The organism is Polaromonas sp. P1_A2 (assembly GCF_056406895.1).
On the sequence record NZ_JBFTZI010000005.1, the window covers coordinates 310,966 to 337,754 of the forward strand.

Below are 26,789 nucleotides of genomic sequence, written 5' to 3' on the forward strand. Positions count from 1 at the left end.
GTCCGTTAGCAGTCGTACAGGAAATTCGAGATGTTTGATTTCGTTCGCAAGCACACCAAAATCGTCATGGTGCTGCTGTTTTTGCTGATTCTTCCGTCCTTTGTGTTGTTCGGCCTCGACGGCTACAACCGCTCCAAGGACCAGAGCGCGACAGTGGCCAAGGTGGACGGCAAGAACATCACCCAGCCGGAGTGGGACCGCGCGCACCAGCGTGAAATGGACCAGCTCCGCAACTCCATGCCCAACCTGGATCCCAAGCTGCTCGACTCACCCGAGGCGCGCTACGCTTCCCTGGAGCGGCTGGTGCGCGAACGTGTTGTCGCCGCGGCGGCCGAGAAGTTCAAGCTCACGACGAGCAACGAGCGTCTGGCGCGCGAGTTGCAGCAAAGCCCCGAGATCGCCTCCTTGCGCCGCCCGGACGGCAGCCTCGACATGGAGCGTTATCGCCAGCTGCTGGGGGCCCAGGGTCTGAGCCCGGAGATGTTCGAAGCCAATGTGCGCGCCGACCTGTCGAACCGCCAGGTGCTGGCGGGTGTGGGTGCCAGTGGTTTTGCTTCCAATTCGGCCGCCGACATTTCGCTGAACGCCTACTTCGAAAAGCGTGAAATCCAGTTGGCCCGCTTCAATGCCGCCGACTTTGTCGCCAAGCTGAACCCGACAGACGCCGAGCTCGAGCAGTATTACAAGGCCAACGAAAAGCTCTTCCAGGCGCCTGAGCAGGCCAGCATTGAATATGTGCTGCTGGACATGGATGGTGTGGGCAAGGGCATTGCCGTCAATCCGGCCGACCTGAAAACCTATTACGAGCAGAATCTTCCGCGCTTTGAGGGCGAGCGGCGGGCCAGCCACATCCTGATCGCATCCCCGAAGTCCGCCCCCGCGGCCGACCGTGAAAAAGCCAAGGCGAAAGCGCAGGAGCTGCTGGCCCTGGTCAAAAAATCCCCCGACAGCTTCGCCGACGTGGCCCGCAAGAATTCGCAAGACCCCGGCTCCGCAGCCAAGGGGGGCGACCTGGATTTCTTTGGGCGCAATTCCATGGTCAAGCCTTTTGAAGATGCCGTTTTTTCCATGAAAAAAGGCGAGATCAGCGACGTCGTCGAGTCCGAGTTTGGCTACCACATCATCAAGCTGACGGACGTCAAGCAACGCAGCTTTGAAGAGCTGCGCCCGGAGCTCGAGGCCGCCATGAAAAAGCAGGAAGCCCAGAAGAAGTTCGCTGAATCCGCTGATATCTTTACCAACGCGGTATACGAGCAGGCCGAGAGCCTCAAGCCGGCGGCAGACAAGCTGAAGCTGGAGATCAAGTCGGCGTCGAATGTGACGCGCCAGCCCCAGATCGGCGCAACCGGCGTGTTGGCAAACGCCAAATTCCTCAACGCCTTGTTTGCCCCGGACGCGATCGAGAAAAAACGCAACACCGAAGCCATTGAGGTGGGGCCCAGCCAGCTGGCCTCTGGCCGCATCGTGCAATACACGCCCGCGCATACCCGCCCCCTGGCCGAAGTCAAAGACACCGTGCGCCAGCGCTGGTTGGCCCAGCGCGCCGCGGAAGAAGCTCGCAAGGAAGGCGTGGCCAAATTGGCCGCCTGGAAGGCCGCTCCCGCGTCGGCGACGGGCCTGGCCGCGCCGGTCGTGGTGTCCCGCGAACAGACACAGAAGCTGCCCATCCCGGTGATTGATGCCGCACTGCGCGCCGATGTCGCCACCCTGCCGGCTTTTGCGGGCGTCGACCTGGGGAGCCAGGGCTACGCCATCGTCAAGGTCGAGAAGGTGGTTCCCCGCGACGCGCCGGTTGAAGCCGCCGCCAAACAGCAACGCGACCAGTATGCGCAGTGGTGGACGTCGGCGGAAAGCCTGGCGTATTACAACAGCCTGAAAGACCGTTTCAAGGCGGAAATCCTCGTTCCCAAGCCTGTCCCGGCCAAGGCAAATGCAGAAGAAGTCGTGACCCAATAAAGAAGCGGCATCTTTGCCGCTATAATGCAGGGCTCCGGTGGCTGTAGCTCAGTTGGTAGAGTCCAGGATTGTGATTCCTGTTGTCGTGGGTTCGAGCCCCATCAGCCACCCCAGTATCTGAAATCCCGCGTGCCGTTTGGTACGCGGGATTTTTTCCTTGGGCTTGCCGCAGTCACAATTCGAAACGCGCACCCCGACTGTGTGCGGCAAGATACAGACGCTGGCAGCTGTTTCAAGCTGTGTGTCCGCCACTTCAGCTCCTCCCACCAGGTTTTCTCGCAAATTTCGGGAGAGCCGTCTTTCACGACAGGAACGCCTTGTTTCAGACATTGGGTCATTTCGCCTCGGCCAGACAGTGCTTGATCCGCTTGCCGGCCGTTTTTCTGGCTGCGGTGTTGGGGGCGGCCGGCGTGCATGCTGCGGCCGATACCTGGCTGACCATCACCGGCGATCCCGCCAATTCCGCGAGTCATTACGTGCAGGTCAACGTGGCCGCCATCGAGGTCAAGGAGGACCAGCGGCTCATCCCGGTGCGCATCAACCGCGCGACGCAGTGGGCCCCCGCCGGCGAGGCCCTTCAGTTCCGTTCGGTAGTGACCGAGGTGCAGATCGACTGCACGCAGCAAATCGCCCGTTATGTGAAGGCGGCCTTTTATGCCCAGCCGGATTTTCGTGGGGAGCCTTTCAGGATCACCACCTATGCCGGGGACGATATACGGCCGATGATCTTCAAGGACAGTGACGACGACCCCAATGCGCGCATCGTCAAGGCTGCCTGCAGCGTCGGGAATGTGACAAACAACTAGCGTGCAAGCGGCGCTTTCCGGGACGCCGCAGCGTTCTAAAAGTCAGTTGACCATGACCAGCTTGCCCTTGACGCCGCGCGAGCCCATGTGGGCATAGGCGGCTTTGAGCTCGGCCATGGGCATGGTGCGGTCTATCACCGGCTTGATCTTGCCCTGTGCGTACCATCCCGCCAATTCGGCCATCATGGCGGCATTGGCCTTGGGCTCGCGTTTGGCAAAGTCGCCCCAGAACACCCCCACGATGGAGGCGCCCTTGAGCAGCGTCAGGTTCAGCGGCAGGGCGGGGATGGGGCCCGAGGCGAAGCCGACAACCAGGTAGCGGCCGCGCCAGGCGATGGAGCGGAAGGCCGGTTCGGCAAAGTCGCCGCCCACGGGGTCGTAGATCACATCCGGCCCCTTGCCGTCGGTCAGGGCCTTGATTTCATCGCGCAGGTTCTTGCTGCTGTAGTTGATGGCGGCATCCGCGCCTATGGAGGTGCAGAGCGCGCATTTCTCATCGGTGGAGGCGGCCGCGATCACACGGGCCCCGGCGGCCTTGGCAATCTGGATGGCGGCGGTGCCCACGCCGCCCGCAGCGCCCAGCACCAGCACGGTTTCACCTGCCTTGAGCTGCGCGCGGTCCATCAGGGCATGCCAGGAGGTGGCGTAAATCATGATGAAGGCGGCGGCATCCACATAAGAAAAGCCCGGGGGCAGGGGCATGCACAGGGCTGCCGGCGCGATGGTGTGCGTGCCAAAGCCGCCGGTGCCCGAGAGGCAGGCGACGTTCTGCCCCACCTGGAGGTGCTTGACGCCTTCCCCCACGGCCTGGACGACGCCGGCGTACTCGGAGCCCGGCACAAAGGGCAGGGGCGGCTTGATCTGGTATTTGTTCTGCACGATCAGCAGGTCGGGGAAGTTCAGGCTGGCCGCCTTGATTTCAATCAGGACTTCGCCGGCCTTGGGTTGCGGCGTGGGCAGCTCTTTCCAGGTCAGGGCGTCTACGCCGGTGGGATTTTCACAAAGCCAGGCTTGCATGAGATGTCTCCGATGAGGTGAGGGGCTGAAGGCGGCACGCTTGAAGGAGCGGAAAACGCGGGGGGCGGCGCCTTGACTGCATCATAGGCAAAGCAGGGGCGCTCGCCAGTCCCAAAGAGGTCCGGGCTGTCACGGCCGTGACCGTAAAATCACCCCATGAAAATTCTCATCTGCAACGACGACGGCTACCAGGCTTCCGGCATCATCGCCCTTTACGAAGCGCTTAGAACCGTTGCGGATGTCGAAGTCGTGGCGCCCGAGCAGAACAACAGCGCCAAATCCAACGCGCTGACCCTGCACTCGCCGATGTACGTGCACACGGCGGCCAACGGTTTTCGCTACATCAACGGCACCCCCGCCGACTGCGTCCACATCGCGCTGACCGGCCTGCTGGGCTACCGGCCCGACCTGGTGGTGTCCGGCATCAACAATGGCGCCAACATGGGCGACGACACGATTTACTCCGGCACGGTGGGCGCGGCCATGGAGGGCTATTTATTCGGCATCCCGTCCATCGCTTTTTCGCAGACTGAAAAAGGCTGGGCCCACATCGACGTCGCGGCCAAGCGCGCGGCCGGGCTGGTGCGGCAGCTGATCCCTTCGCTGGAAAATGTGGCCGAGGGCGCGGAGCCCACGGTGCCGCCGTGGCTGCTCAACGTGAATATTCCCAATTTGCCCGACGACGAGATCCGCGGCGTGAAGGTGTGCCGCCTGGGGCGCCGCCATGCGGCCGAGCGCGTCATCATGCAGACCAGCCCGCGCGGGGAGACCATGTACTGGATAGGCGGCGCGGGGCCCGCGAAGGAAGCCGGCGAGGGCACCGACTTCTACGCGACCAGCCAGAAGTTTGTCTCCATCACGCCGCTGCAGGTGGACCTGACCGACCATGAGCGCCTGCCTTATTGGGCCCAGACCGCCGCCAGGCTGACCGAGACGCGCTGAAGGCCTGACGCATGAAACCCAGCCTCAAGCCGCCTTTCAATCCCGCGGCAGCCAAGCCCGCCTCCAAGGTGTCGGAAGGCGCGGCGCGCCCGTCCTTTCCGGTGCGCCTCAAGCCCGATGCCGGCGTCCCATCGGCAACCCGATTGGGTGCGGCCAATGCCCGCCCCGCGGTGCCTGCGGGCGGGAGCATGGCGAAGAAGGCCGCAACCAGCGTCTCTCCTGCGCGGCCGGGTGGTGTCGGCTTGGACTCGCAGGCCGTGCGCGCGCGCATGGTGGCCAAGCTCGCGGCGCAGGGCGTTAGCGATGCGCAGGTACTGGCCGCCATGGGCCTGGTGGAGCGCCACCGCTTTGTCGACTCCGCGCTTGTCAACCAGGCTTACGAAGACACCAGCCTGCCGATAGGCCTGGGTCAGACCATCTCCAAGCCCAATGTGGTGGCCCGCATGCTAGAACTGCTGCGCCACGGGGCGGCGGGTGGTGCGGGAAAACTGGGCCGGGTGCTGGAGATCGGCACCGGCTGCGGCTACCAGGCTGCGGTGCTCAGCCACCTGGCCACTGAGGTCTACAGCATAGAGCGGCTGCGCGGCTTGCATGACAAAGCCAGGGAGAACTTGCGGACTTTACGCCTGCCCAATCTGCACCTGCTCTTTGGGGATGGCATGATGGGCTATGCCAAAGGCGCGCCTTATGCGGCCATCATCGCGGCGGCGGGCGGCGAGGCCATCCCCGCAGCCTGGATAGACCAGCTGGCTGTGGGTGGCCGTCTGGTGGCGCCCATGCAAACAGCCGGCGGCGCGCAAGCGCTGGTGGTGCTGGACAAAACCCCCCAGGGCGTGCGGCAGACCTTGCTGGAAGCCGTTCACTTTGTGCCTTTAAAATCGGGGACAAGCTAAGGCCGGGCGCCCATAGAGGCGCAGGCCGGCATCATGAATAAATAAGTCCGATAAACCAGACGCGCCCTTTGGGCCTTGCGGCTCAGGCAAGTCAGCCAAGATTGAAGACGAAAGAAACAATGAATCAAACCGTAAGGCCGAACAGGACAGCCACTCTGCCTGCCACCCGCTCCATGCCCGGCAGGCTGGGCTTGTCCTGCATGCTTGCAGCCGTGCTGCTCATGGCGGGTTGCGCTTCGCGTTCCCCCACCAACGCACCGGTGGAAGACCGTGGAACCTTCGGGGCGCGCCCAACCGCGGGCGCGGTGGATCCTGGCAGCGTCAAACAGCTGCCCGGCTTTGAGAACGCCGGCAAACCCGGCTACTACACGGTCAAGCCCGGCGACACCATGATCCGCATCGGCCTGGAGAACGGCCAGAACTGGCGCGACATCGTGCGCTGGAACAACCTTGAAAATCCCAACATCATCGAAGTGGGGCAGGTGCTGCGCGTCGTGCCGCCGACCAATGAGAACCCCTTGGTCGTGACCCGTCCGGTGTCGCCGGGTTCGGCCCCTGCGTCCAGCACGGCACCGGCGCAGGCCGCCAGCGCTGCCAAACCCGCATCGGCGCCCGCTGGTAGCAGTGCCAGCCCGGCAACAGCCGCGACGGGGGGCGATGAAGACATCGCCTGGATCTGGCCCGCGCAAGGCCCCATGGTGGCTGGCTTTGACGAAGCCAAAAACAAGGGCCTGGACATTTCCGGCAAGGCCGGCGATGCGGTCGTGGCCTCCGCCGACGGGCGTGTGGTGTACGCAGGTGCCGGCTTGCGCGGCTACGGCAACCTGGTCATCCTCAAGCACAACAACACCTTCCTCACGGCCTATGCGCACAACCAGACGCTGTTGGTGAAGGAGGACCAGAACGTCAAGAAGGGCCAGAAGATTGCCGAGATGGGCAACAGCGACGCGGATCGCGTGAAACTGCATTTTGAAATCCGCCGCCAGGGTAAACCGGTGGACCCGGCCAAATACCTGCCCGCCAAATAAACGCGCTGCATCCAGGCAAAAGGAGCCCGGCGGCCGCCCGGCTCCTTTTTCTTTGCCCGCCGTTTGGGCCCTTTAGCGAGGATCCACGATTTCGTCGTAGCCGCGCCCCCTGAACTCCAGCAGGTCCAGCCCGTGGCCGAAAGGGTCGGCCAGCCCGGCGATGCGCCCCCAGGCGCGATCGGCTACCGGCATCTCCAGTACTGCGCCGCAGCGCTGCAGCCGTGCCACGGCGGCATCGATGTCTTCCACCACAAAATCCAGGTGAACCGGCGTCCAGTGCCGGCTGTAATTGCGCACACCTTCGCTGCCGCTGACGGGCCTGGTGCCCGGCGCGTTGAAGAGCAGGTCTATGGGGCTGCCGGCCCCCAGGAGTTCTACAAAATCGCTCTTGAAACGGCGGCCGACCCGCAGCCCCAGTCCCTGGGTGTAGAACGCGATGGCGCGCTCCATGTCGTCAACGTCTATGCAGATGCGAAGTTCCATGCGGCATTCCTTTCGGTGGTCCGGAAAATGGTAGCGCAGCCTGAGACAATCGGTGCATGACAGAAGAAAGCCCCATCACCAAGCCCGCCGCTGCCGCAGACTATCCGCCTGACCTGCTGGAGGTCGAGTCGCTCGACATTGAGGCCCAGGGCATTGCCCACAGGGCCGACGGCAAGGTGGTGTTTATCGAGGGGGCATTGCCTTTCGAGCAGGTGACGGCCAACGTCTACCGCAAGAAGAGCAGCTTTGAAAAAGCCGTGGTGATGGCCATCCACCGCGAATCGTCCCAGCGCGTGCGCCCGGCTTGCCCGCATTTCGGCATGCACACCGGCGCCTGCGGCGGCTGCAAGATGCAGCACCTGCACGCGGGCGCGCAGGTGGCTGTGAAGCAGCGCGTGCTGGAAGACAACCTTCGGCACATCGGCAAGCTCGGCGCGGACAACCTGCTGCGCCCGATAGAGGGGCCGACCTGGGGCTACCGCTACCGCGCGCGGCTGTCGGTGCGCTATGTGCGTAAAAAGGGCACGGTGCTGGTGGGTTTTCATGAGCGTAAAAGCAGCTACGTGGCCGATATGGTCGAGTGCCATGTGCTGCCCCGCCATGTCAGCGACATGCTGGTGCCGCTGCGTGAGCTGATCGGCGGCATGGACGCGAAAGAAACCCTGCCGCAGATCGAGCTGGCGTGCGGTGACGACGTGACGGCCATGGTGCTGCGCCATATGGAACCGCTCAGCGCGGGCGACCTGGCGCGCTTGCGTGCCTTTGCCGCGGCCCACCCGGGCCTGCAGTGGTGGCTGCAGCCCGGCGGGCTGGAGACAGTGAAGCTGCTTGACGACGCCGCGCGGGAACTGAGTTACGGCCTGCCCGAGTTCGGCATCACCATGCCTTTCAAGCCGACCGACTTCACCCAGGTCAATCCTCAGATCAACCAGGCGCTGGTGTCGCGCGCCCTGCGCCTGCTGGCCGTGCAACCGGATGAACGGGTGATTGACTGGTTTTGCGGCCTGGGTAACTTCACGCTGCCGCTGGCCACATGCGCCCGGGAGGTGTTGGGCATCGAGGGCAGCGAAGTGCTGGTAGCCCGGTCCCGTGAAAACTTTGAAAGAAACCGGGCGGGTTCTTCCGTCCGACGCGCATTGGCCCCGACCCGGTTTGTGGCGCGCAACCTGTTTGAAATGACCCCGGCCATGCTGGTCAAGGACGGCGCGGCCGACAAATGGCTGGTGGACCCGCCGCGCGAAGGGGCGTTCGAGTTGTTCAAGTCCCTGTCGGCCCTGCAGCAGCAGATCGCGAGCGGCGTTCCCTGCGACGACGGCGAGCACCAGCAAAGCCTGGCCCTGGACGGCTGGACACCGCCCAGGCGTATCGTCTATGTGAGCTGCAACCCGGCCACCCTGGCGCGCGATGCGGGTGTGCTGGTGGCTGGCGGCGCCTGGCGCTGCACGGCGGCCGGTGTGGTCAACATGTTCCCGCATACGGCGCATGTGGAGTCCATTGCGGTATTCGAGCGGGCATAAAAAAAGGAGCCCAGGAGGCTCCTTTTTTCGAGGCGGGAATTTTTAGTCGCTGTCGCCGCCGAAAATCCCCAGCAGGGCCAGCAGGCTCTGGAAGATATTGAACAGGTCCAGGTAAATGGCCAGGGTGGCGCTGATGTAGTTGGTTTCGCCGCCGTCGATCACCTGTTTCAGGTCATACAGCAAATAGGCGCTGAACACCGCGATGGCCAGAGTGCTGATCACCGCCATCAGCATCGTGGAGCCGACAAACACGTTGATGACAGCCGCCACCAGGATGACCAGGGCGCCGGCAAAAAGCCACTTGCTCATGCCGCTCAGGTCGCGCTTGATGATGGTGGCCAGGCTGGCCATCACGAACATCACGCCGGCCGTGCCGGCAAAAGCCGTCATCACCAGCGAGGAACCATTGCTGAAGCCCAGCACCATGGCAATCAGGCGAGAGAGCATCAGGCCCATGAAGAAGGTAAAGCCCAGCAGCACGGGCACACCGGCGGCAGAGTTCTTGGTCTTCTCGATGGCAAAAATAAAACCGAATGCACCGCCCAGGAACACGATCAGGCCCAGTCCACCTGTCAGCGAACGGGTGATGCCGGTCGCCACGCCCAGCCAAGCGCCCAGCACGGTGGGCAACAGGCTCAGGGCCAGCAACCAATAGGTGTTGCGCAGGACCTTGTTGCGTTGCTCGACGCTTGTGGCAACGCCATAGTCGAGGGTTTGAACATTGTCAGTCATGAGAGTCGTCTCCAGGGCGCCAGCAAATGCGGGCAAGATTATTTTAGGGTGCATTGCCGTTTTTCCAGTCCGCACTCCCTACTTTTTGTAAGGGTTCTATAAGCTAATTTGACGGCAATGGGTCTGAAGGACGGCCTCGAATTTGCGTATGCTCGGTATCTTTGCCAATCAACGGAAATCCTGAAGACCATGAAATCAAAAGCAGTGCTTGAACTCGCAGACGTCAAAACCATCGCCGCGGCCGCCGAGGCGGAAGCCCTCAAAAACAGCTGGGCCGTGACCATCGCCATCGTTGACGACGGCGGCCACCTGCTGCACCTGCAGCGCCTGGACGGTGCTCCGCCGATTTCCTCGCACATCGCGCCCTCCAAGGCCAATACCGCCGCCATGGGCCGCCGTGAAAGCAAGGTGTACGAAGACGTCATCAACGGCGGCCGCACGTCCTTCCTGTCGGCTCCTTATATCCACGGCATGCTGGAAGGGGGCGTGCCCATCGTGAAAGACGGGCAGTGCATTGGCGCCGTGGGCGTGAGTGGCGTGAAGTCCAGTGAAGACGCGCAGATAGCGCGCGCGGGTATCGCCGCTATCGGCCTTTAAAGCACCGTGTTCGCGAGGGCATAAAAAAAGCCGACCACCAGGTCGGCTTTTTTGTTGGCGTGAACTGAACAGGAGTCTCATGAAAAAAAGCCTGGCTAAACAACTCCGGGGAGTCTATGGCTGGCTAAAAACGACCTTGGGAGCTTGGTAGCCCCGGATCGCCCCACGATGAAACTTTTGATGAAAAACTGTGCTGAAACCTGCGTGCGACTTTATTTGGTCAAGATCAGTTTGCCCAGGCGCGTGGCTTGCAGCCGGTAGGTGGCGCCGTTGTGGTTGATTTCCACGGCCTTTTGTCCGCGCAGGATTTCCGTGCTGCTGACCGTAGCCGCGGGACTGCCCTGGCCGCCCGAAGCGGTCTCTGTGTGCACGGGCGCGCGGGCAGGAAGGCTCAAGGTGTTGGAGGGGGGCAATGCGATGGACATGGTTTAAACCTGTTTGGGTTTCGTTGAGTTAATGATAACCATTCTCATTTAAAAGTCAAGCGAGTTTGGGCTGCGAAGTGTTTTCTTTTTGTGTCAAAGGAAAAGGCCTGCCGTGCGGGTTAGCGGGGACGGGCCTTGATCGGCTCTGATCAGTTCTTGGGTTCGGTGATAAAGCCGATCTTGCGCAGGCCTGCCTGCTGCGCGGCTGCCATGGCCTGCGCCACGCGCTCGTAGCGAACCGACTTGTCGCCGCGGATGTGCAACTCGGGTTGCGGGTTCTGGGCCGCCGCGGCCTTGAGCTGGGTGCTCAGCTGTTCATCGGTGATCTTGGTTTCGTTGAGGAAATAGCTGCCTTCGGCATCCACGCTCAGGCGAACCGTTTCCGGCTTGATGTTCTGCGCTTCGTTGGAGGCGCGCGGCAGGTCGATGTTGACGGAATGTTTCATCACGGGGACCGTGATGATGAAGATGATGAGCAGCACCAGCATGATGTCCACCATGGGCGTCATGTTGATCTCGTTCATCACGTCATCGCTGTCGTCTTGGGTTCCAAAGGCCATGGTGCTTCTCGGTCGCTGAATAGGGAGCCCCGCGTTGCGGGTCGCGGGGGCTGTTTGAATGGAGCTCAGGCCTTTTTCATGGCCACGACGTTGGCCTGGCCCCCGGCGCTCACGCGGGCTCCGGTCACGAAGTAGGCATGCAGGTCGTGCGCGAAGCGGTTGAGCTTTTGCAGCACGCCCTTGTTGCCGCGCACCAGCGCGTTGTAGCCCAGCACGGCGGGAATGGCCACGGCCAGGCCCAGGGCCGTCATGATCAGCGATTCGCCGATGGGGCCGGCCACCTTGTCGATGGTCGCCTGGCCGGCCGCGCCTATGGACAGCAGCGCATGGTAGATGCCCCACACGGTGCCGAACAGGCCGACGAAGGGCGCGGTCGAGCCGACGGAGGCCAGGATGGCCAGGCCGGACTGCAGCTTGCCGGTGAATTCGTCGATGGTATTGCGCAGCGTGCGCGTGACCCAGTCGCTCACGTCCAGGGCGTCATGCAGGTGCGCCTTGGTATTGCGGTGGTGCAGGGTGGCTTCGCGGCCTTCGAGGGCCAGCTGGCGGAAGGGATTGGTCGGGTCGCCGCCGAGCTTGGTGAGGCCGGCCGCAAAGTCCTCGCTATGCCAGAAGTCTTCGGCCGCGCGGGCGATCTTTTTGTACTTGATGAGGTCCAGCGACTTGATGATGATGACCATCCACGAGGCCAGCGACATCACCAGCAGCAGCACCGCCACTGATTTGGTGACGATGTCGCCCTGGCTCCAGACGTTGGCAAGGCCGAATTGGGAATTCATGAATCAATACTCCAAGGTTCAAAAAGATTTCGCTCAGTCCTTTAATGTCCAGTTGATGGGGACATTGAAGGGCATGGCTTCGGGAACGCCGTTTCGCTTGCCGGGCACATAGCGCCAGCTCATGACGGCGTCGTAGGCGGCCTTGTCGAGGCGGGAAAAGCCGCTCGAGGTAACGAGTTCGGCGCGCTGGGGCTTTCCGTCGGCACCGATCCATACCTTGTAAGTCACCTTGCCATGCTCACCGAAGCGTTTGCTCAGGGGGGGATAGATCGGCGTCGGGTTCTGCAGATAGTCGGCGTCGCTGGAAGGCAATTGCACAACTGGGGGCCCCGGCGGCGCTGCGGGTGCGACGGCCACGGGCGCGGGCGGCAGCGGCGGCGTGACCACGCCCGTCGGGGCATTCGGGGCGGGCGCCGGGTCGGGAATGGCCAGGGGTTGGGGTGCTGGCTGTACGGGAGCCTTGGCCACCGGCTTTTTTTGCACAGATGGAGTTGGCGGCGTGGGCGGCACCGGCTCCACCTTGGGAGCTGGTGGGCTTATGAATTGCGTCAGGATTTCAGCGGGCACCACGATTTCCGCTGCGCGCATCAGCAAGCCGCTTTGCAGTGCCCAGATAAAGCCTATGTGCAGGCCGACCACGACCAGGGCGATCACGGCATTCCGGCTCAGGGGCTGGCGCGGCGCGGGCGGGCGCGGGGCGGTGGAGAAAGTGGCGGTCATCGGGAAATGGTGAGTAGGCGAAGGACCGCGAGTGTGTCGTGGCCCGGTTCTATCGGTGTTTGAGCAGAATCAGCGGCGGAAGATCCACCACGTGGAAGCTATCACCAGGACCAGGCTGGCGGGAAGCGCCGCGATCAGGCTTGGGGTGAGTGTTGCAAGATGTTCCATGGGCTGCCTTCCTGTGTGTGGGTGGCGAGCTTGATGTTGGCGGTCGGGCAGCTGTTGCTGCACTGCGCCACCACGTCACGGGCGCAGCCTTCGCATTGGCCGCACTGGGTGGCGACGCCGAGTTCGAACTGGATCTCGTCAAAGCCCAGGCCCGCGCGGGCATGGCGGACAATTTCGCGGTCGGAGATACGGCGGCAGACGCAAACAATCATGGAGTGGCTTGGCTGGGGATTGATTCAATCGGTGTGCAGATTATAAATGCGAATCTGTCGCATTTGCAATCTTGAAGGTGTTATTTCGGTATCGGGCTGCCGCCGGTAAGCCATCCACCGTCAGGTGCACAGCCCGGAAATCCCGCTAAGCGATACCTGGTAAGCCTTGGATGCTATGAATTTTGTAGTTTTCCGGTTGGCGCGCGCGACTGCGTTCTCCGGCCCCAAAAGACCTCTAGCGGGAGGGGCGATGCCTGGACGGACCTCAGACCTCGGCCCACATGCGGAGCAGGTTGTGATAGCAGCCGGTCAGGCGCACCACCTCCGGGCTTTCGGCGGCACCTTGGGCCGCGCGTTCCAGGTCTTTCTGGCGCAGCGAGGTGATGGCCATGTCCATCTCGTACAGAAGCCGGCGCTGGGCGTCGGAGCGGACCATGCTTTCGATCCAGAAAAAGCAGGCCAGCCGTTCGCCGCGCGTGACCGGCTCCACACGGTGCACGGAGGTGCCCGGGTACATGACCAGGTCGCCGGCATCGAATTTGATGCGCTGCTCGCCGTAAGTGTCCTGCACCACCAGCTCGCCGCCGTCGTAGCCGGCCGGGTCGCTGAGGAACAGCGTGCAGGAGATGTCGGTGCGCACATGGCGCGCCGTGGCCGCATGCGTGCGCACGGCATTGTCGATGTGGTTGCCGAAGTTGTTGGCGTCCCCGCCATAGCGGTTGAACAGCGGCGGGTAGACCGATTTGGGCAGCGCCCCGGTCACGAACATGGGGTTGCGGGCCAAGGCCACCGACACGATATGGCGCGCCTGCTGGGCGGCCGGCAATTCTTCGGGCAGTTGCAGGTTGTTCTTGACGGTGCCGCTCTGGCTGCCGGCGGTGATACGGCCGTCGGCCCAGTCGGCACCCAGGATCAGCTCGCGGACCTGCGCGAGTTCGCCGGGCTGGAGGGCTTGGTGAATGCGAAGCAGCATGGATGCATCTCCGGAAAGATCGCTGAAATGAAAAAAGGCACCCGGAGTATCCCCCAGGTGCCCAAGACCTTTGAAAAAATTCTCTTCGTCGAATCAGAACTTGCTGGTCAGCGTCACGCGCACGCTGCGCGCGTCGCCGGGCGCGGCGAAACCGCGGTACAGCGTGTTGTAGTAGACCTTGTCGAAGATGTTGTCGATGTTCAGCTTGACGGTGTTGCCTTCGCTGATGCGGTATTCCACCAGCGCGTCGGCCTTGACGTAGCCTGGAGCGCGGTTGAAGGTGGTGACGCTGTTGGCCGGCTTGTTGGTGCTGACGGCTGTGAAGCCGCCGCCGATGCGCCACTTGTCGCCTATGCGGTAGGTGGTGAACAGATTGGCCTGGCGGCTTGGGCTCAGGCCGGGGTTTTGGCCGACTTCGGCCTGGCCTGCCGCGTTAGAGCCGGACTGGTCGATCTTCGCCTTCAGGAAACCAATACCCGCAAAGACGTCCCACTGCGGCGTGATGCGGCCGGCGATCTCGAATTCGAGTGCGTCGGTGTGGCGCTTGCCGGACAGCAGGTAGGAGTTGGTGTTGGTGTCCAGGTCGGTGTTGCGCTCGTTGTACTTCTCGGTGCGTGCCAGCGCGGCGCGCAGCGACAGGTCGCCGCCGTAGAGCTCCCATTTGGCGCCGATTTCCATGTTGCGGCTGCTTTCGGGGGCGGTGTTGGCCGATTGCGGATCGAACTGGTACAGGTCGCCCTGGGTGTTGAAGGACGTACCGTAAGCTGCGTAATAGCTGACCTCGTCAGTCGGTTGGTACATCACGCCCAGGCGCTTGCTGAGCAGGCTGTCAGACCGGCCAAGTGGTGTGTTGTTGGGCGCGGTGCCGCCGGGACGCTGGTAGTCGGCCTTGAAGTTGTCAATGCGAAGGCCTGCGACCAGTTTCCAGTAAGGCGCGAGGTCGATCGTGTCCTGCATGTACAGGCCCAACGTCGTGGCCTTGAATTGCGTTTCCAGTCTCTGCGTGAGATTGCCGCCTATGCCGTTGCTGATGGGGTTGCCGACGACGGTGGAGGGCTTGGCGGGGCCGCCTGCCGCCACCGCGAGGAAGGGGTAGCTGGAGCGGTCGGAGTTTTCCACCGCGTATTCGGCGCCTATCAGCAAGCTGTTCTTGCGGCCGAACCACTGGGTGGTGGTGAGGTAGTCGGTTTGCAGGAAGGTGTGGTGCTCATTGCCCGCCTTGGCATTGCCGGCACCGCTGGCGCCACGGCTCACCACCGTGTTGGCGTTCAGGTTGGCCAGCGTGGTGCCCGCGGCAAAGCTGGCCTGCGTGGCGCGCAGCGTGCGCGAATAGTAGCCGTCGCGCACGGTGGTTTTCAGGCTGCTGCCGTCGGCCCAGCGGTGGGTGTGGCTCAAGGTGACGGCGTCGGCCTTGTCGTTCTGGAAGTCGGTGTTCAGGCCGTACCAGTATTTGTTGGTGGGGCCGGGCGCCGGACGGTCGTTGAACCACGCAAAACCCCAGTCGGGCTTGTCGTTGTAGTGCAGGTGGTAGTAACTGATTTCAAATTCGTTGGCCGTGCCGATGCCGAAGCGGTAGTCCAGCGCCAGGCCGCGGCGGTGGGTGGAAGCGCTGGCGTTTTCACCGCGGCCGTCGCCGTCGGTGGCCATGGCGTTGATGCGAAAGGCCGCATCGTCGTCCAGCTTGAAATTGAAGTCGCCCTGGTAGCGTTGGTAGCCCTTGGTGCCGACGGTGGCGTTCACCTCGTGTTCGGTGATCAGGCGCGCCTGCTTGCTGACCTGGTTGATCACGCCGCCGGTGGAACCGCGGCCGAACAGCATGGAGGCCGCGCCGCGCAGGACTTCCACGCGCTCGGTGTTGAAGTTGTCGCGGTTGTACTGCGCGATGTCGCGCATGCCGTCCAGGTAAATGTCGCCCGCCGCGCTGAAGCCGCGCAGGCGGATGTTGTCGCCGACGCGGCCGCCTTCGCCGGCTTCAAACGTGATGCCGATGACGTTTTCCAGGGCGCTCTTGAAGCTGTCCTTGCCCTGGTCGTGCATCAGCTTTTCATTGACAACCGTCAGCGACTGGGGAATGTCCTTGGCCGCCACGGGCATCTTGCCGACGCTGGTGATGCCGCTCTGGTAGGTCTGGTTCTCGCGGTCGCGCGTGCCTGTGACCGTGACGGGCGCCAGGGTTTTGCCCTCGGCCTGCGTGGAAGTCGTGGTGCTTGCGGCGGCGGGTGCCGGGGCGGCGCTTTGCGCCCATCCGGACACCGAGACAGCCAGCATCAGCGCGCCCAGAGGCAGCAGGGCTTTGTCGGAAGAGGGGCCAGAAACCGCAGGTGCGGCGAGAGGGGCGAAGCTGTTGGTACCGGCGTTGCGGATTTTTTTATTGCGCGCAGGTTTTGCGGCGCGAGCGGACGGGTGTGCCAAGATGGCCTCCAAGCAGGGTCCGGCCTGTGCAGGCGGACCGGGTTCAGGAAAAAGCTTGGCTGGCTCGAAATCACCGAAAAGGGACGCGAGTTGGCTGGCTCGAAAAGATCGCTTGAAGTTTATCCCAAATGATAATGATTCGTAATATCTTGTTTCTAAATGCTGAAGAACCGGGTCCCGCAAGGCTTGTTTTTGTCGCAAAAATGCGAAACCGAGGGAACCAAAGCCATTTCAAGGCGGGGAACACGCACGAAATGAGAGGGGCGACAAAAGCTGTCGAAACAACAACGGGGCCCACAGGCCCCGTATTTTTTGAGCTGCACCGAAGGTGCGAGACTGCCGCAAGGGCTTAGCTGATTTCGCCCATCTGGCTTTGCAGATAGTTCTGTACGCCGACCTTGGCGACCAGCTCGATCTGGGTTTCCAGGAAATCGATGTGCTCTTCGGTGTCGTCCAGGATTTCCTGCAGCAAATCGCGCGAGACATAGTCGCGCACGCTTTCGCAGTGAGCGATGCCGTCCTTGATGGTTGCCTGCGCGCCGGTTTCGGCTTTCAGGTCGCAGTTCAGCGCCTCCAGCACGTCCTCGCCGATCAGCAGCTTGCCTAGGTCCTGCAGGTTGGGCAGACCGTCGAGCATGAAGATACGGTCCATCAGCTTGTCGGCGTGTTTCATTTCGCCGATGGACTCCTCGTATTCCTTCTTGGCCAGCTTGTCCAGGCCCCAGTGCTTGTACATGCGGTAATGCAGAAAGTACTGGTTGATGGCCGTCAGTTCATTTTTGAGCTGCGCCTGCAGATGAGCGATGACTTTTGCGTCGCCTTTCATGGGAATTCCTTATCGTTGTAGTTCGGATCGCCCATTGTCACTGGCCGCAGCTCGCAACTCAAGCATTCCCCCTGCTGGCGCGGTCTGCTTGCGTTTGATTGTGAGAACTGTTCGTATTGTGTCGTGGGCGATGCTCAGCGCTCGGCGAAGGCGCGCTCCACCACGAAGTGGCCGGCGTGCTGCATATTGCCTTCTTCCAGGCCCTGGGCTTCCAGCATGGCCTTGATGTCGCGCAGCATGTCGGGGCTGCCGCACAGCATCAGGCGGTCGTTTTCCGCCGAGATCGCCGGCAAGCCGAGGTCGCTGTAGATCTTGCCCGACTGCATGAGCTCGGTGATGCGGCCCTCGTTGCGAAAGCGCTCGCGCGTCACAGTCGGGTAATACATCAGCCGGCCGCGCACAAGTTCACCCAGGAACTCATGCTCGTGCAACTCATGCTCGATCAGCCCGCGGTAGGCCAGCTCGGCGCTGGTGCGGCAGCCGTGCACCAGCACCACGCGCTCAAAGCGCTCATAGGTGTCGGGGTCCTTGATCAGTGAGAGGAAGGGCGCCAGGCCGGTGCCGGTCGCCAGCAGCCACAGCGTCTTGCCGGGCAACAGGTTTTGCAGCAGCAGCGTACCGGTAGGCTTGCGGCCCACCAGGATGTCGTCGCCGGGCTTCAAGTGCTGCAGCCGCGAGGTCAGCGGGCCGTTGGCTACCTTGATGCTGAAAAACTCCAGCTGATCTTCATGGTTGGCGCTGGCCACGCTGTAGGCGCGCATCAATGGCTTGCCGTCGACAGGCAGGCCGATCATGGTGAACTGGCCGTTGACGAAACGAAAGCCGGGGTCGCGCGTGGCGGTGAAGCTGAAGAGCGTATCGGTCCAGTGGTGGACGGAAATAATGCGTTCGGTGTTAAAGGCGCTCATGAGAAAAAGAAAGAAGGAAAGAACGAAAAGTAGTTTGGGCAATGCAAGAGGGCAGGAGGCCCGCCGCGCACTCCTTCAGTTCAGCCTTCAGATCGTGCGTGAGCAGCGCCGTATTTTATCGCTTGCGCGAAGCTGTCGTTCGCGACCGGTGCGACGCCATGTGGGTGCCAAGGTCTCACTGTTGCTCAGGGCCCTGCCGGCTTGCGGGGCATCCATGCGCACCAGGCCATCACGGCCACCGGCAGGCCCAGGCTTAACCAGGCCCACCAGTCGCCCCAGCCGTCGGAGACCAGCGCGCTCAGCAAGCCGCTGGTGCTGAGCAGGCCCAGCACCAGGGGCCAGCGCCAAAGGCGCCAGAAGGAGTTTGCCGCCGTGCTCATGCTGCACCGCCCGGTGCCTTGCGGGCGAGGGTGCGCGGATCCGGCGCATGTGTGGTTGTGGCCGGCTTCGCCAGCGCCGGGTTGCGGCGCTTGACCCACAGGTAGAGGCCGCTGCCCAGCACGACGATGGTGGCGATGTCCAGCAGCGCCCAGAGGATTTGCATGGGCATGCCGCCGTAGTCACCGAAGTGCAGCGGCTGCGATACCAGCAGCGCCGTGAGGTACCAGGGCAGCGGCGGGCTGGCGGTGAGCGCGTTGGTACCCGCATCCACCAGCACTGGCTTGAGCAGGCGTGAATTGAAAGGCTCGTTGCCGCGCAGGAACACTGTGTAATGGTGTGGGCTGGAAAACGTCGTGCCCGGAAAGGCAATGAATGCCATCTTCATGTCGGGCGCGAGCGCGGTGGCCGACGATGCCGCCTGCTGCACCGAGGCCAGGCGAGCCGGCGGCTTTTGCCCCTGGTAAGGCGCCAGCAGTGCGCTGAGCTGGTCGTACTGCCAGTATTTGATCACCAGGTCGGCCCAGGTGTTGATCATCCCGGTGGCGCCCACGGTGAAGGCCCACACCAAGGTCACGATGCCCAGCAGGTTGTGCAGGTCCAGCCACCTGGCGCGCGGCCGGCTTTGCCGCACGGCGCCGAAGTCCAGCTTGCGCATAAAGGGCGCATACAGCACCACGCCTGACACAATCGCCAGCAGCAGCAAGAGGCCCATCAAGCCCAGGAACAGCTTGCCGGGCAGCCCGGCGAACAGGTCCACGTGCAGCTTGAACATGACGTACATAAAACCTTCGTCAAACTTCGGCTGCGCCAGCACCGCGGCGCTGCGCGCATCGACGGCGACGGTTTTGTTGCCGACCTCGGAGGTCGGCGTGTCACCCAGCGTGACGTACCAGAAGCGGTCGTCGTCGATCTCATGCGAGGCGAACATGGGCACTTTGCCTGGATGCAAGGCCTGCGCCACCTGCATCACCTTGTCCAGGCTGGCACGCGGCGTGTCCTTGGGCAGGTCGGGCGCTTCCACTTCGGTGCCCAGCAGGTGGCCGATCTCATGGTGAAAGATCAGGGGTAGCCCAGTCAGGCACAGCAGCAGCATAAAGACCGTGCAGACCAGGCTGCTCCACTTGTGGATCCAGGTCCAGGTTTTGACCTTGCGGCTGTTCATCATGGTGCTCCTTCGTGCCTAGAAACGGTAGGTGGCGCTGGCCACCAGGTTGCGCCGTGCGCCATACCAGCAGTCACCGCGCGCCAGGCAGGTGCTGAAATAGGTCTTGTCGGTCGCGTTGTTGATGTTGACGGCGTAGCGCCACTGCCCGGTGTCGTAGGCGAACATCAGGTCCAGCAAGGCGACGCTGGGGATGTGCGGGCCGTTGCCGCCGCCCTGTTGGTCGTTGAAGGAGCCCATCCAGCGGACGCCGGCGCCGGCCGAGAAGCCGTTCACGCCGGCGATGGAGAACCGGTATTTGGCCCAGGCGCTTGCCTGGTGCTTGGGCAGGCCCTCGAGCTGCTTGTCCAGTTCGGTGTAGTTGTAGTGCGCGACCAGTTCCAGGTTCGGGGTGACGGGGCCCTTGAGCTCCAGCTCCAGTCCTTGGGTGCGGGTGGCGCCGACCTGGGTATAGGTGTCGGGCAGCGGCGAGGCGATCTGGTTTTTCTCGCGCAGGTCGTAGAGCGCCGCGCTGAAAGCCAGCGCCCGGCCCGCCGGCTCGTATTTCAGGCCCAGCTCCCATTGCTCGCCGCGTAGCGGCTTGAATACCTGGCCTTTGATGGCTGCTTGTGGTGTGAACGATTCGCTGTAACTTACATAAGGCGACCAGCCCGAGGGGAAGGCGTACATCAGGCCCAGGCGCTTGGTCGTGGCCTTGCTTTCTTCCTCGGGGCTGCCGTCGGCGCCCGCGACGGCCTTGTCATGGCGCAGGCCCGCGGTGACGATCCAGTGGTCCCACTTCATCTGGTCCTGCATATACAAACCAGTCTGGCGCTGGGTGGTGCGCGGCAACGCCGTACGGTCCGGAACCAGCAGGTTGCCGTAGACCGGCGCATAGGCATCTATGTCGCTGACCGTCGCGCCCGACCAGACGTTCTCGCGGTGGCGCGCGAAATCCGCACCGAACAACAGCGTGTGCTGCAGGGCACCGGTGTTGAAATGGCCTTCGACGTGGTTGTCGAGCGCAGTGATGCGGTTGCGTGTCAGCGAACTGTCGTTGATGCGTCCCAGCCGCCGCTTGGCCACCGGGTCCGATCCCCAACTGCCCGGGGCCGTGAAGAAGTCGCCATAGTGGTAGCGGTTGTCGTTCTCGTTGCGCGAGACGCGGAAGTTCTGGCGCACTGTCCAGTTGTCGTTGAACTTGTGCTCGAACAGCCAGCCGAAAGTCTTGCGCTCGGAGTTGTAGTAGTCGCCGGGCTCCCCGATGAAACGGCTGGTCGGCAGGCGGCCGTTGGGGTTGGGCAGCAGCGTGCCCTCCCACGGGAAGAATTGCGAAGTCGAGCCGCTCTTGTCTTTCTGCCACAGCGCCTGCAGGGTTAATGAGGTGGCGGCGCTGGGTCGCCAGGTCAGCGAGGGTGAGACCAGGCTGCGGTCGTCCGGCACGTAGTCCACCTGTGTGCCCGATGAGCGCTTGAGCGCGACCAGCCGGTACAGCCACTCACCGTCCTGCGTGAGCGGGCCGGTCAGGTCTAGCTGGAGTTGTTTGCGGCCATAGCTGCCGTATTGCACAGCCACTTCGTGCTGGGCTTCGGCTAGCGGCCTTTTGCTGACCATATTGATCACGCCGGCGGCGGTGCCCGCGCCGAACAGCATGCCCGAGGGGCCACGCAGCACTTCCAGCCGCTCCAGCGTGTAGGGATCGGCCCGGGTGCGGCTGGTGTAGTAACCGTAGGCCTCGCGCAGGCCGTCGAGGTAGTTGTCGGGGTTGCTGCCGCGCACCCGCACCGAGTCGGTACGCGAGTCCAGCCCGTAAGCATCGGAGCGCACGCCGGCGGCGTAGCCCAGCGCATCCTGCAGGTTGTTGGCGCCCTGGTCGCTGATCTGCTGGCTGGTCACCACGGTGACGGCTTGCGGCGTTTCGGACAGCAGCGTGTCGGTTTTGGTGGCGGTGGAGGCTCTTTTGGCGCGATAGCCTGTCACCGGGCCGGTGGCGGTTTCTTTTTCGGGCTCGGCGCTCACCTGCACTTCGCGCAGGGTGGTTTCGGCAGGGGCCTGGGCATAAGCGCCCTGGAGCGCGGCGGCCAGCGAAAGAACGGTGAACGGAGCCAGGCGGCGTGTGGCGCGCGGCAGGTGCAAGCTGGGCAAGTCAGAACTCCGGGAGGAACGCCAGGAAACTGGCGTGCGCACGGCGGCCCGATGCGCCACGGTGGGTGGCGGAAATTCAGGGGCCGCGTGGGCAGGTTGTTGGCTTGCTGCGCCTGGCAGCGCGAGAGGCTGCTGGGATGTCTGGCTAGCGGAAGATGAGGCAGCGAACTATATCATCGATGAGAGTAATTCTCATTTGAAAGACGCTAGAGCCCGTGCGGTTTTTGCCGAATTTTCCTCGCTAGCCGCAGAAAAAAAGCCGCCCCGGTCGGGGCGGCTTTTTGCGTTCAACGTTCACTGGATCGCGAGCTTATTGCGCGGCGATGGGGCTGCGGATCAGGTAGTCGAAGGCGCTGAGGGCGGCCTTCGCGCCTTCACCGGCCGCGATGATGATCTGCTTGAAGGGTACCGTCGTCACGTCGCCGGCCGCGAACACGCCGGGCACCGAGGTCTGGCCCTTGGCGTCGACGATGATTTCGCCGTGTTTCGACAGCTCGACCGTTCCCTTGAGCCAGTCGGTGTTGGGCACGAGGCCGATCTGGATGAACACGCCTTCGAGCGCCACGGTTTTCAGCTCGCCGCCGGCGCGATCCTTGTAGACCAGGCCGTTGACCTTCTGGTCGCCGGTGATTTCGGTGGTCTGCGCGTTGGTGATCACCGTGACGTTCGCCAGGCTGTTCAACTTGCGTTGCAGCACGGCATCGGCGCGCAGCGCGGTGTCGTATTCGATCAGCGTGACGTGGCCGACGATGCCGGCCAGGTCGATGGCCGCCTCGACGCCCGAGTTGCCGCCGCCTATGACCGCCACGCGTTTGCCCTTGAACAGCGGGCCGTCGCAGTGCGGGCAGTAGGCCACGCCCTTGTTCTTGAACTCGTGCTCGCCGGGCACGTTGATGTTGCGCCAGCGCGCGCCGGTTGAAATCACGATGGACTTGCTCCTGAGCGAAGCGCCGTTCTCAAGCTGGACTTCGATCAGGTTTTTGTCCGGCCCGCTGTTCGGGATCAAGGCCTTGGCGCGCTGCAGGTTCATGATGTCCACGTCGTAATTGCGCACGTGCTCTTCCAGCGCATGGGCGAATTTGGGCCCTTCGGTTTCCTTGATGGAAATGAAGTTCTCGATGCCCATGGTGTCCAGCACCTGGCCGCCGAAGCGCTCCGAGGCCACGCCGGTGCGAATCCCCTTACGCGCGGCGTACACGGCCGCCGCGGCACCGGCCGGGCCGCCGCCGACGATCAGTACATCAAAAGCTTCCTTTTTGTCGATGATCTTGGCTTCACGTTCCACGCCGCTGGTGTCAATCTTGGCGAGGATTTCTTCCAGGCTCATGCGGCCGTTTCCGAACATGGTGCCGTTGAGGAAGACCGTGGGCACGCCCATGATCTCGCGCTCCTTCACTTCGTCCTGGAAGGTGCCGCCCTCGATCATCGTGGTCTTGATGCGCGGGTTCTGCACCGCCATCAGGTTCAGCGCCTGGACCACGTCGGGGCAGTTGTGGCAGGTCAGCGAGACATAAACCTCGAAGTCGAAATCGCCATCGAGCGCGCGGATTTGTTCCAGCACGGCTTGCTCGACCTTGGGCGGGTAGCCGCCGACCTGCAGCAAGGCCAGGATCAGCGAGGTGAATTCATGGCCCATGGGCAGGCCGGCAAAACGCGGGCCGTGGTTTTCGCTCGGGCGGTTGATGGAAAACGAGGGCTTGCGGTGATTGTCGTCGCGGCTTTCCGTCAGCTTGACCAGCGGCGAGGCTTCGGCAACGTCCTTGAGCAGCGACAGCACTTCGCCGGAGGCCTCGCTGTCGTCGAGCGAGGCAACGATTTCAATCGGTTGCGTGGCGCGTTCGAGGTAGCTTTTCAGTTGGGCTTTGGTGGCGTCGTCGAGCATGGGGGACTCACTTTCAATGGCAAAACGGGATGAAAAGGGAACAAAAAAGCCCGGGACGGCACACATGTGCCGGGCCCCCGGGCCTTGTCAGGAGGGCAGCAGGGCGCTTAGATCTTGCCGACCAGGTCGATGGACGGGGCGATGGTCTTGGCGCCTTCGTTCCACTTCGCGGGGCAAACCTGGCCGGGGTGGGCTGCCGTGTATTGGGCTGCCTTCAGCTTGCGCAGGGTTTCCTTGACGTCGCGTGCGATCTCGTTGGAGTGCACTTCGGCGGTCTTGATGACGCCTTCGGGGTTGATCACGAAGGTGCCGCGCAGTGCCAGGCCTTCTTCGGGAATGAACACGTCAAAGGCCTTGGTCAGCGTGTGGGTCGGGTCGCCCACCAGCGGGAATTTGGCCTTGCCGACGGCGGGGGAGGTTTCGTGCCAGACCTTGTGCGAGAAATGGGTGTCGGTGGTCACGATGTAGACCTCTGCACCGGCCTTCTGGAATTCGGCGTAGTTGTCGGCGGCATCTTCGACTTCCGTGGGGCAGTTGAAAGTGAATGCAGCCGGCATGAAGATCAGGACCGACCATTTGCCCTTCAGCGATTCGTCGGAAACGTCGATGAACTTGCCATTGAGGAAGGCTTGGGTTTTGAAGGGCTGGACTTGGGTATTGATCAGGGACATCTAGTTGGATTCCTATAGGTGATGAAAAAAAGGCTAAAAACTTGCCGGCGAATCGATAGTATATAGCTTTTAATTACTCATAAACGATTGACATTAGCTATTAAGTGGATAGGCGCGATGCAGCCTGTCCGGCCACTATCCTTGTCGCTCCTTGTGACTTCATGGTGACCCACACAGAGTGGGAGACGCACCAGGACAAATGTTTCCCCGTTTTTTTTTGCATCCAAATGTTGCGAATGAGAATAATTCGCATATACTTCGGTCTCTCCAGAGCCAGCCACAAGTGACCGGGAGCCGACAGGCTCATTCGCGTTGCCGCAGCAAGCCCTCCAAACCTCTTACTTTGGGCTTGCATGACTTCCATCCATCCATCCTCCCGCTTCGCGCTGCGCGAAATCTCCCTGTTGACCGCCTTGGCCTGTGGCGCCGGCTTTGCCGCGCAGGCGCAAACGGCTGCACCAGCCGCGGTGCAAGTCGCCGCCCTGAAAGAAGTCGTCGTCAGCGGTTCGCGCGGCGAGCAGTCGGTTGACGACATCCCGCAAACCATAGACGTGATCAATGCCGCTGACATCGAGCAGGGGCAGATCAGGGACATCCGCGATGCGGCCAAGAATATTCCCAACGTCTCCGTGCGCCGCGCGCCGGCGCGTTTCGGCTTGGCGCAAGGCGATACCGGCCGCGAGGGCAATGCCGGCTTCAACATCCGCGGCCTCGACGGTAACCGCGTGCTGATGATGGTGGACGGCATACGCATTCCGCGCAGCTATGCCTTCAGCCCCAACTCCTTCGGGCGCGACAGCGTGTCCATAGACCTCATCAAGCGCATCGAAATCGTCAAGGGTCCGGCTTCCGCGCTGTATGGCTCCGACGGCATTGCCGGCCTGGTCAACTTCATTACCTACGAGCCGGACGACTACCTGAAGGACGGCAAGTCGCTGGGCGGCCGCGCGTCCATCAGCTACAGCGGCGACAACAACGAGAGCGCCGTCAGCGGCACGGTTGCCGGTCGTGTCAACGAGATGCTGGCCTGGCAGCTGAATGTGGCCACCAGCAGCGGCAAGGAACTGGAAAACCGCGGCGACAACAGCGGCACCGGCTTTACCCGCACGGCGCCCAACCCGCAAAGCGACAAGACCAATTCCCTGTTGGCTAAGGTCGTGCTGACGCCGACCGCTTCGCAAAAACACGTGATCACCTTCGAGCACGTCGACAAGAAGAGCGACTACAACCTGCTGACTGCGCGCTCGACCACGGTGCTGGATTCCTATTCGACCGGCAAGATGGACCGCGACCGGCTGACCTGGGACGCCAGATACAAGGTGGGTAGCACGCTGGCCGACAACATCCAGACCGTACTCAGCTACCAGGATGCGAAGTCCAGCGACTACACCTACGAGCGGCGCACGGCACTGCCGCAGGAGCGCGTGCGCGACACGACCTACAGCGAACGCACGCTGCAGGCCAGCATCCAGGCTGACAAGACCCTGCGCATGGGTGCCAACTCAGCTCAGAAGATCACCTACGGCCTGGACCACACCAGCGCAAAAATCGAAAACCTGCAGACCGGCCTGGTGCCGCCCGCCGGCGAAACCTTCCCGCTCAAGCGCTTCCCCGACACCACGGAAACCGCCACCGCCGTCTATGTGCAGGACGAATTCATCCTCGGCGACTGGAGCGTGACGCCAGGCGTGCGCGCCGACAGTTTCAAGATAGACGCGGCGCAGGCCGGTTTCCCGGTCCCCGCGGTGTCGATGTCGGGCTCGGCGGTATCACCCAAGGTCGGCGTCATTTACCGCGCTACGCCGCAGTGGAGCTTCTTCGGCAACTACGCCAGCGGTTTCCGCGCGCCCAATGCGGGGCAGGTCAACGGCTTCTTCCAGAACCTGGCCGGCGGCTACCGCACCGTGCCCAATCCCAACCTCAAGCCTGAGAAGAGCCGCAACATCGAATTCGGCGTTCGCGCGCGGCTGGAGCAACTTAGCTTCGACACTGCCGTGTTTTATGGCCGCTTCAAAGACCTGATCCAGGACGGCGCCATCGTGAGCGGCGCCTTCGGCAACCCCGCCAACCCCGCTGTGATCCAGTCGATCAACATCGACAACGCGACCATCAGCGGTTTTGAGATCAAGGGCGACATGAGCTGGGGCAAGTTCGGTGAGGGCAAGCTCAGCACGCCATTCTCCTACGGCTACACCCGTGGCACCGTGAAGAACACCGGCAAACCGCTGGACACCATAGATCCGGCCAAACTCAGCGTCGGCCTGAAGTACGAGACCGCGACATGGGATGTGCGCCTGGACGCGAACCACCATTCGGCCAAGAAGTTCGACGACATCAGCGCGCAGACCATTGCCGCCTCGCCGCCCGCGGTGCCGGTGGCGACCACCCAGTTCGCCGTGCCGTCCGCGACCACGCTGGACCTGACCGGCCAGTGGCGTTTCAGCAAAACCCTGCGCCTGAACGCCGGCCTGATCAACCTGACGAACAAGAAGTACTGGAACTGGTCGGACGTCCGCGGTGTGGCGGCCAACTCCTCCTTCCGCGACGCCTACAGCCAGCCTGGCAGGTACTTCAACGTCTCGCTGGTCGCCGATTTCTGATACCGACCTGCACCT

25 protein-coding genes and 1 tRNA gene are annotated in these 26,789 nt (G+C 62.8%); 9 read left to right on the top strand and 17 right to left on the bottom strand.

Annotated features, from left to right (window positions below; genetic code table 11):
• The first annotated feature begins 30 nt into the window (after positions 1–30).
• The 3 genes from AC1D09_RS20045 (at position 31) to AC1D09_RS20055 (ending at position 2,762) form a co-directional block, all read left to right on the top strand.
• Entirely contained in the window at positions 31–1,956 is a 1,926-nt protein-coding gene (locus AC1D09_RS20045; RefSeq protein ID WP_477701196.1) for a SurA N-terminal domain-containing protein, read from the top strand.
• A 37-nt stretch (positions 1,957–1,993) separates the two neighbouring features.
• Positions 1,994–2,069, top strand: a tRNA-His gene (locus tag AC1D09_RS20050).
• Between the two features lie 204 nt (positions 2,070–2,273).
• The gene (locus tag AC1D09_RS20055; RefSeq protein ID WP_477661955.1) at positions 2,274–2,762 is read left to right on the top strand and encodes a surface-adhesin E family protein; all 489 of its coding nucleotides are present in this window, start codon (positions 2,274–2,276) and stop codon (positions 2,760–2,762) included.
• Between the two features lie 42 nt (positions 2,763–2,804).
• On the opposite strand, the gene AC1D09_RS20060 is transcribed toward AC1D09_RS20055, so the two are convergent.
• On the bottom strand, positions 2,805–3,779 hold the full coding sequence (locus AC1D09_RS20060; protein WP_477661956.1) for an NADPH:quinone oxidoreductase family protein: 975 nt from the start codon (positions 3,777–3,779) through the stop codon (positions 2,805–2,807).
• A 156-nt stretch (positions 3,780–3,935) separates the two neighbouring features.
• Here AC1D09_RS20060 and surE point away from each other — a divergent pair, with 156 nt between their 5' ends.
• From surE to AC1D09_RS20075, 3 genes are all read left to right on the top strand, one after another.
• A complete protein-coding gene (surE, locus tag AC1D09_RS20065; RefSeq protein ID WP_477701197.1) occupies positions 3,936–4,721 on the top strand; it encodes a 5'/3'-nucleotidase SurE in 786 nt (261 codons plus the stop codon).
• An 11-nt stretch (positions 4,722–4,732) separates the two neighbouring features.
• Positions 4,733–5,614, top strand: coding sequence for a protein-L-isoaspartate(D-aspartate) O-methyltransferase (locus AC1D09_RS20070; RefSeq protein WP_477661958.1), 882 nt, complete (start codon positions 4,733–4,735; stop codon positions 5,612–5,614).
• A gap of 173 nt (positions 5,615–5,787) precedes the next feature.
• Positions 5,788–6,642, top strand: coding sequence for a peptidoglycan DD-metalloendopeptidase family protein (locus AC1D09_RS20075; RefSeq protein ID WP_477661959.1), 855 nt, complete (start codon positions 5,788–5,790; stop codon positions 6,640–6,642).
• A gap of 72 nt (positions 6,643–6,714) precedes the next feature.
• Here AC1D09_RS20075 and AC1D09_RS20080 read toward each other — a convergent pair whose 3' ends face one another.
• Positions 6,715–7,125, bottom strand: a complete 411-nt coding sequence (locus AC1D09_RS20080; RefSeq protein WP_477661960.1) for a VOC family protein — start codon at positions 7,123–7,125, stop codon at positions 6,715–6,717.
• Between the two features lie 56 nt (positions 7,126–7,181).
• Here AC1D09_RS20080 and rlmD point away from each other — a divergent pair, with 56 nt between their 5' ends.
• Positions 7,182–8,642: a 23S rRNA (uracil(1939)-C(5))-methyltransferase RlmD gene (gene rlmD, locus AC1D09_RS20085; RefSeq protein ID WP_477701198.1), complete on the top strand. Its 1,461-nt coding sequence runs from the start codon at positions 7,182–7,184 to the stop codon at positions 8,640–8,642.
• A gap of 42 nt (positions 8,643–8,684) precedes the next feature.
• Here rlmD and AC1D09_RS20090 read toward each other — a convergent pair whose 3' ends face one another.
• Positions 8,685–9,374 (bottom strand): Bax inhibitor-1/YccA family protein, encoded by a 690-nt coding sequence (locus tag AC1D09_RS20090; protein ID WP_477661962.1) that lies wholly within the window; start codon positions 9,372–9,374, stop codon positions 8,685–8,687.
• Positions 9,375–9,563: 189 nt separating this feature from the next.
• Here AC1D09_RS20090 and AC1D09_RS20095 point away from each other — a divergent pair, with 189 nt between their 5' ends.
• The gene (locus tag AC1D09_RS20095; protein ID WP_477661963.1) at positions 9,564–9,971 is read left to right on the top strand and encodes a GlcG/HbpS family heme-binding protein; all 408 of its coding nucleotides are present in this window, start codon (positions 9,564–9,566) and stop codon (positions 9,969–9,971) included.
• Between the two features lie 212 nt (positions 9,972–10,183).
• Here the strand turns inward: AC1D09_RS20095 and AC1D09_RS20100 are convergent, their stop codons facing one another.
• The 14 genes from AC1D09_RS20100 to ahpC form a co-directional block, all read right to left on the bottom strand.
• Entirely contained in the window at positions 10,184–10,396 is a 213-nt protein-coding gene (locus tag AC1D09_RS20100; protein WP_413328263.1) for a hemin uptake protein HemP, read from the bottom strand.
• A gap of 149 nt (positions 10,397–10,545) precedes the next feature.
• Positions 10,546–10,956 carry an ExbD/TolR family protein gene (locus tag AC1D09_RS20105; protein ID WP_477661964.1) on the bottom strand — a complete coding sequence of 137 codons (411 nt, stop codon included), beginning with the start codon at positions 10,954–10,956 and terminating at the stop codon, positions 10,546–10,548.
• A gap of 65 nt (positions 10,957–11,021) precedes the next feature.
• Positions 11,022–11,735 (bottom strand): MotA/TolQ/ExbB proton channel family protein, encoded by a 714-nt coding sequence (locus tag AC1D09_RS20110; RefSeq protein WP_007874172.1) that lies wholly within the window; start codon positions 11,733–11,735, stop codon positions 11,022–11,024.
• Between the two features lie 33 nt (positions 11,736–11,768).
• Entirely contained in the window at positions 11,769–12,455 is a 687-nt protein-coding gene (locus tag AC1D09_RS20115) for an energy transducer TonB (RefSeq protein ID WP_477661965.1), read from the bottom strand.
• 134 nt (positions 12,456–12,589) lie between these two features.
• On the bottom strand, positions 12,590–12,835 hold the full coding sequence (locus tag AC1D09_RS20120) for a (2Fe-2S)-binding protein (RefSeq protein WP_007874174.1): 246 nt from the start codon (positions 12,833–12,835) through the stop codon (positions 12,590–12,592).
• Between the two features lie 265 nt (positions 12,836–13,100).
• Positions 13,101–13,808, bottom strand: coding sequence for a Fe2+-dependent dioxygenase (locus AC1D09_RS20125; protein ID WP_477661966.1), 708 nt, complete (start codon positions 13,806–13,808; stop codon positions 13,101–13,103).
• 93 nt (positions 13,809–13,901) lie between these two features.
• Entirely contained in the window at positions 13,902–16,220 is a 2,319-nt protein-coding gene (locus AC1D09_RS20130; protein WP_477661967.1) for a TonB-dependent receptor, read from the bottom strand.
• 349 nt (positions 16,221–16,569) lie between these two features.
• Positions 16,570–17,046: a bacterioferritin gene (bfr, locus tag AC1D09_RS20135; RefSeq protein ID WP_477661968.1), complete on the bottom strand. Its 477-nt coding sequence runs from the start codon at positions 17,044–17,046 to the stop codon at positions 16,570–16,572.
• Positions 17,047–17,180: 134 nt separating this feature from the next.
• Positions 17,181–17,954: a ferredoxin--NADP reductase gene (locus tag AC1D09_RS20140; protein ID WP_477661969.1), complete on the bottom strand. Its 774-nt coding sequence runs from the start codon at positions 17,952–17,954 to the stop codon at positions 17,181–17,183.
• A 185-nt stretch (positions 17,955–18,139) separates the two neighbouring features.
• Positions 18,140–18,334 (bottom strand): hypothetical protein, encoded by a 195-nt coding sequence (locus tag AC1D09_RS20145; RefSeq protein WP_477661970.1) that lies wholly within the window; start codon positions 18,332–18,334, stop codon positions 18,140–18,142.
• Positions 18,331–19,497, bottom strand: coding sequence for a PepSY-associated TM helix domain-containing protein (locus AC1D09_RS20150; protein WP_477661971.1), 1,167 nt, complete (start codon positions 19,495–19,497; stop codon positions 18,331–18,333). Before AC1D09_RS20150 ends, AC1D09_RS20145 begins: the two co-directional genes overlap by 4 nt.
• An 18-nt stretch (positions 19,498–19,515) precedes the next feature.
• Positions 19,516–21,621, bottom strand: coding sequence for a TonB-dependent siderophore receptor (locus AC1D09_RS20155; protein WP_477661972.1), 2,106 nt, complete (start codon positions 21,619–21,621; stop codon positions 19,516–19,518).
• A gap of 310 nt (positions 21,622–21,931) precedes the next feature.
• On the bottom strand, positions 21,932–23,503 hold the full coding sequence (ahpF, locus tag AC1D09_RS20160; protein ID WP_477661973.1) for an alkyl hydroperoxide reductase subunit F: 1,572 nt from the start codon (positions 23,501–23,503) through the stop codon (positions 21,932–21,934).
• A gap of 107 nt (positions 23,504–23,610) precedes the next feature.
• A complete protein-coding gene (ahpC, locus tag AC1D09_RS20165; protein ID WP_007874200.1) occupies positions 23,611–24,174 on the bottom strand; it encodes an alkyl hydroperoxide reductase subunit C in 564 nt (187 codons plus the stop codon).
• Positions 24,175–24,527: 353 nt separating this feature from the next.
• Between ahpC and AC1D09_RS20170 the strand changes: the two genes are divergently transcribed.
• Positions 24,528–26,774, top strand: coding sequence for a TonB-dependent hemoglobin/transferrin/lactoferrin family receptor (locus AC1D09_RS20170; protein ID WP_477661974.1), 2,247 nt, complete (start codon positions 24,528–24,530; stop codon positions 26,772–26,774).
• The last annotated feature ends 15 nt before the right edge of the window (positions 26,775–26,789 follow it).

Coding starts and splice junctions, on each gene's coding strand:
- AC1D09_RS20045 (WP_477701196.1), top strand. CDS start 31: ATGTTTGATTTCGTTCGCAAGCACACCAAAATCGTCATGGTGCTGCTG.
- AC1D09_RS20060 (WP_477661956.1), bottom strand. CDS start 3,779: ATGCAAGCCTGGCTTTGTGAAAATCCCACCGGCGTAGACGCCCTGACC.
- surE (WP_477701197.1), top strand. CDS start 3,936: ATGAAAATTCTCATCTGCAACGACGACGGCTACCAGGCTTCCGGCATC.
- AC1D09_RS20070 (WP_477661958.1), top strand. CDS start 4,733: ATGAAACCCAGCCTCAAGCCGCCTTTCAATCCCGCGGCAGCCAAGCCC.
- AC1D09_RS20075 (WP_477661959.1), top strand. CDS start 5,788: ATGCCCGGCAGGCTGGGCTTGTCCTGCATGCTTGCAGCCGTGCTGCTC.
- AC1D09_RS20080 (WP_477661960.1), bottom strand. CDS start 7,125: ATGGAACTTCGCATCTGCATAGACGTTGACGACATGGAGCGCGCCATC.
- rlmD (WP_477701198.1), top strand. CDS start 7,182: ATGACAGAAGAAAGCCCCATCACCAAGCCCGCCGCTGCCGCAGACTAT.
- AC1D09_RS20090 (WP_477661962.1), bottom strand. CDS start 9,374: ATGACTGACAATGTTCAAACCCTCGACTATGGCGTTGCCACAAGCGTC.
- AC1D09_RS20095 (WP_477661963.1), top strand. CDS start 9,564: ATGAAATCAAAAGCAGTGCTTGAACTCGCAGACGTCAAAACCATCGCC.
- AC1D09_RS20100 (WP_413328263.1), bottom strand. CDS start 10,396: ATGTCCATCGCATTGCCCCCCTCCAACACCTTGAGCCTTCCTGCCCGC.
- AC1D09_RS20105 (WP_477661964.1), bottom strand. CDS start 10,956: ATGGCCTTTGGAACCCAAGACGACAGCGATGACGTGATGAACGAGATC.
- AC1D09_RS20110 (WP_007874172.1), bottom strand. CDS start 11,735: ATGAATTCCCAATTCGGCCTTGCCAACGTCTGGAGCCAGGGCGACATC.
- AC1D09_RS20115 (WP_477661965.1), bottom strand. CDS start 12,455: ATGACCGCCACTTTCTCCACCGCCCCGCGCCCGCCCGCGCCGCGCCAG.
- AC1D09_RS20120 (WP_007874174.1), bottom strand. CDS start 12,835: ATGATTGTTTGCGTCTGCCGCCGTATCTCCGACCGCGAAATTGTCCGC.
- AC1D09_RS20125 (WP_477661966.1), bottom strand. CDS start 13,808: ATGCTGCTTCGCATTCACCAAGCCCTCCAGCCCGGCGAACTCGCGCAG.
- bfr (WP_477661968.1), bottom strand. CDS start 17,046: ATGAAAGGCGACGCAAAAGTCATCGCTCATCTGCAGGCGCAGCTCAAA.
- AC1D09_RS20140 (WP_477661969.1), bottom strand. CDS start 17,954: ATGAGCGCCTTTAACACCGAACGCATTATTTCCGTCCACCACTGGACC.
- AC1D09_RS20145 (WP_477661970.1), bottom strand. CDS start 18,334: ATGAGCACGGCGGCAAACTCCTTCTGGCGCCTTTGGCGCTGGCCCCTG.
- AC1D09_RS20150 (WP_477661971.1), bottom strand. CDS start 19,497: ATGAACAGCCGCAAGGTCAAAACCTGGACCTGGATCCACAAGTGGAGC.
- ahpF (WP_477661973.1), bottom strand. CDS start 23,503: ATGCTCGACGACGCCACCAAAGCCCAACTGAAAAGCTACCTCGAACGC.
- ahpC (WP_007874200.1), bottom strand. CDS start 24,174: ATGTCCCTGATCAATACCCAAGTCCAGCCCTTCAAAACCCAAGCCTTC.
- AC1D09_RS20170 (WP_477661974.1), top strand. CDS start 24,528: ATGACTTCCATCCATCCATCCTCCCGCTTCGCGCTGCGCGAAATCTCC.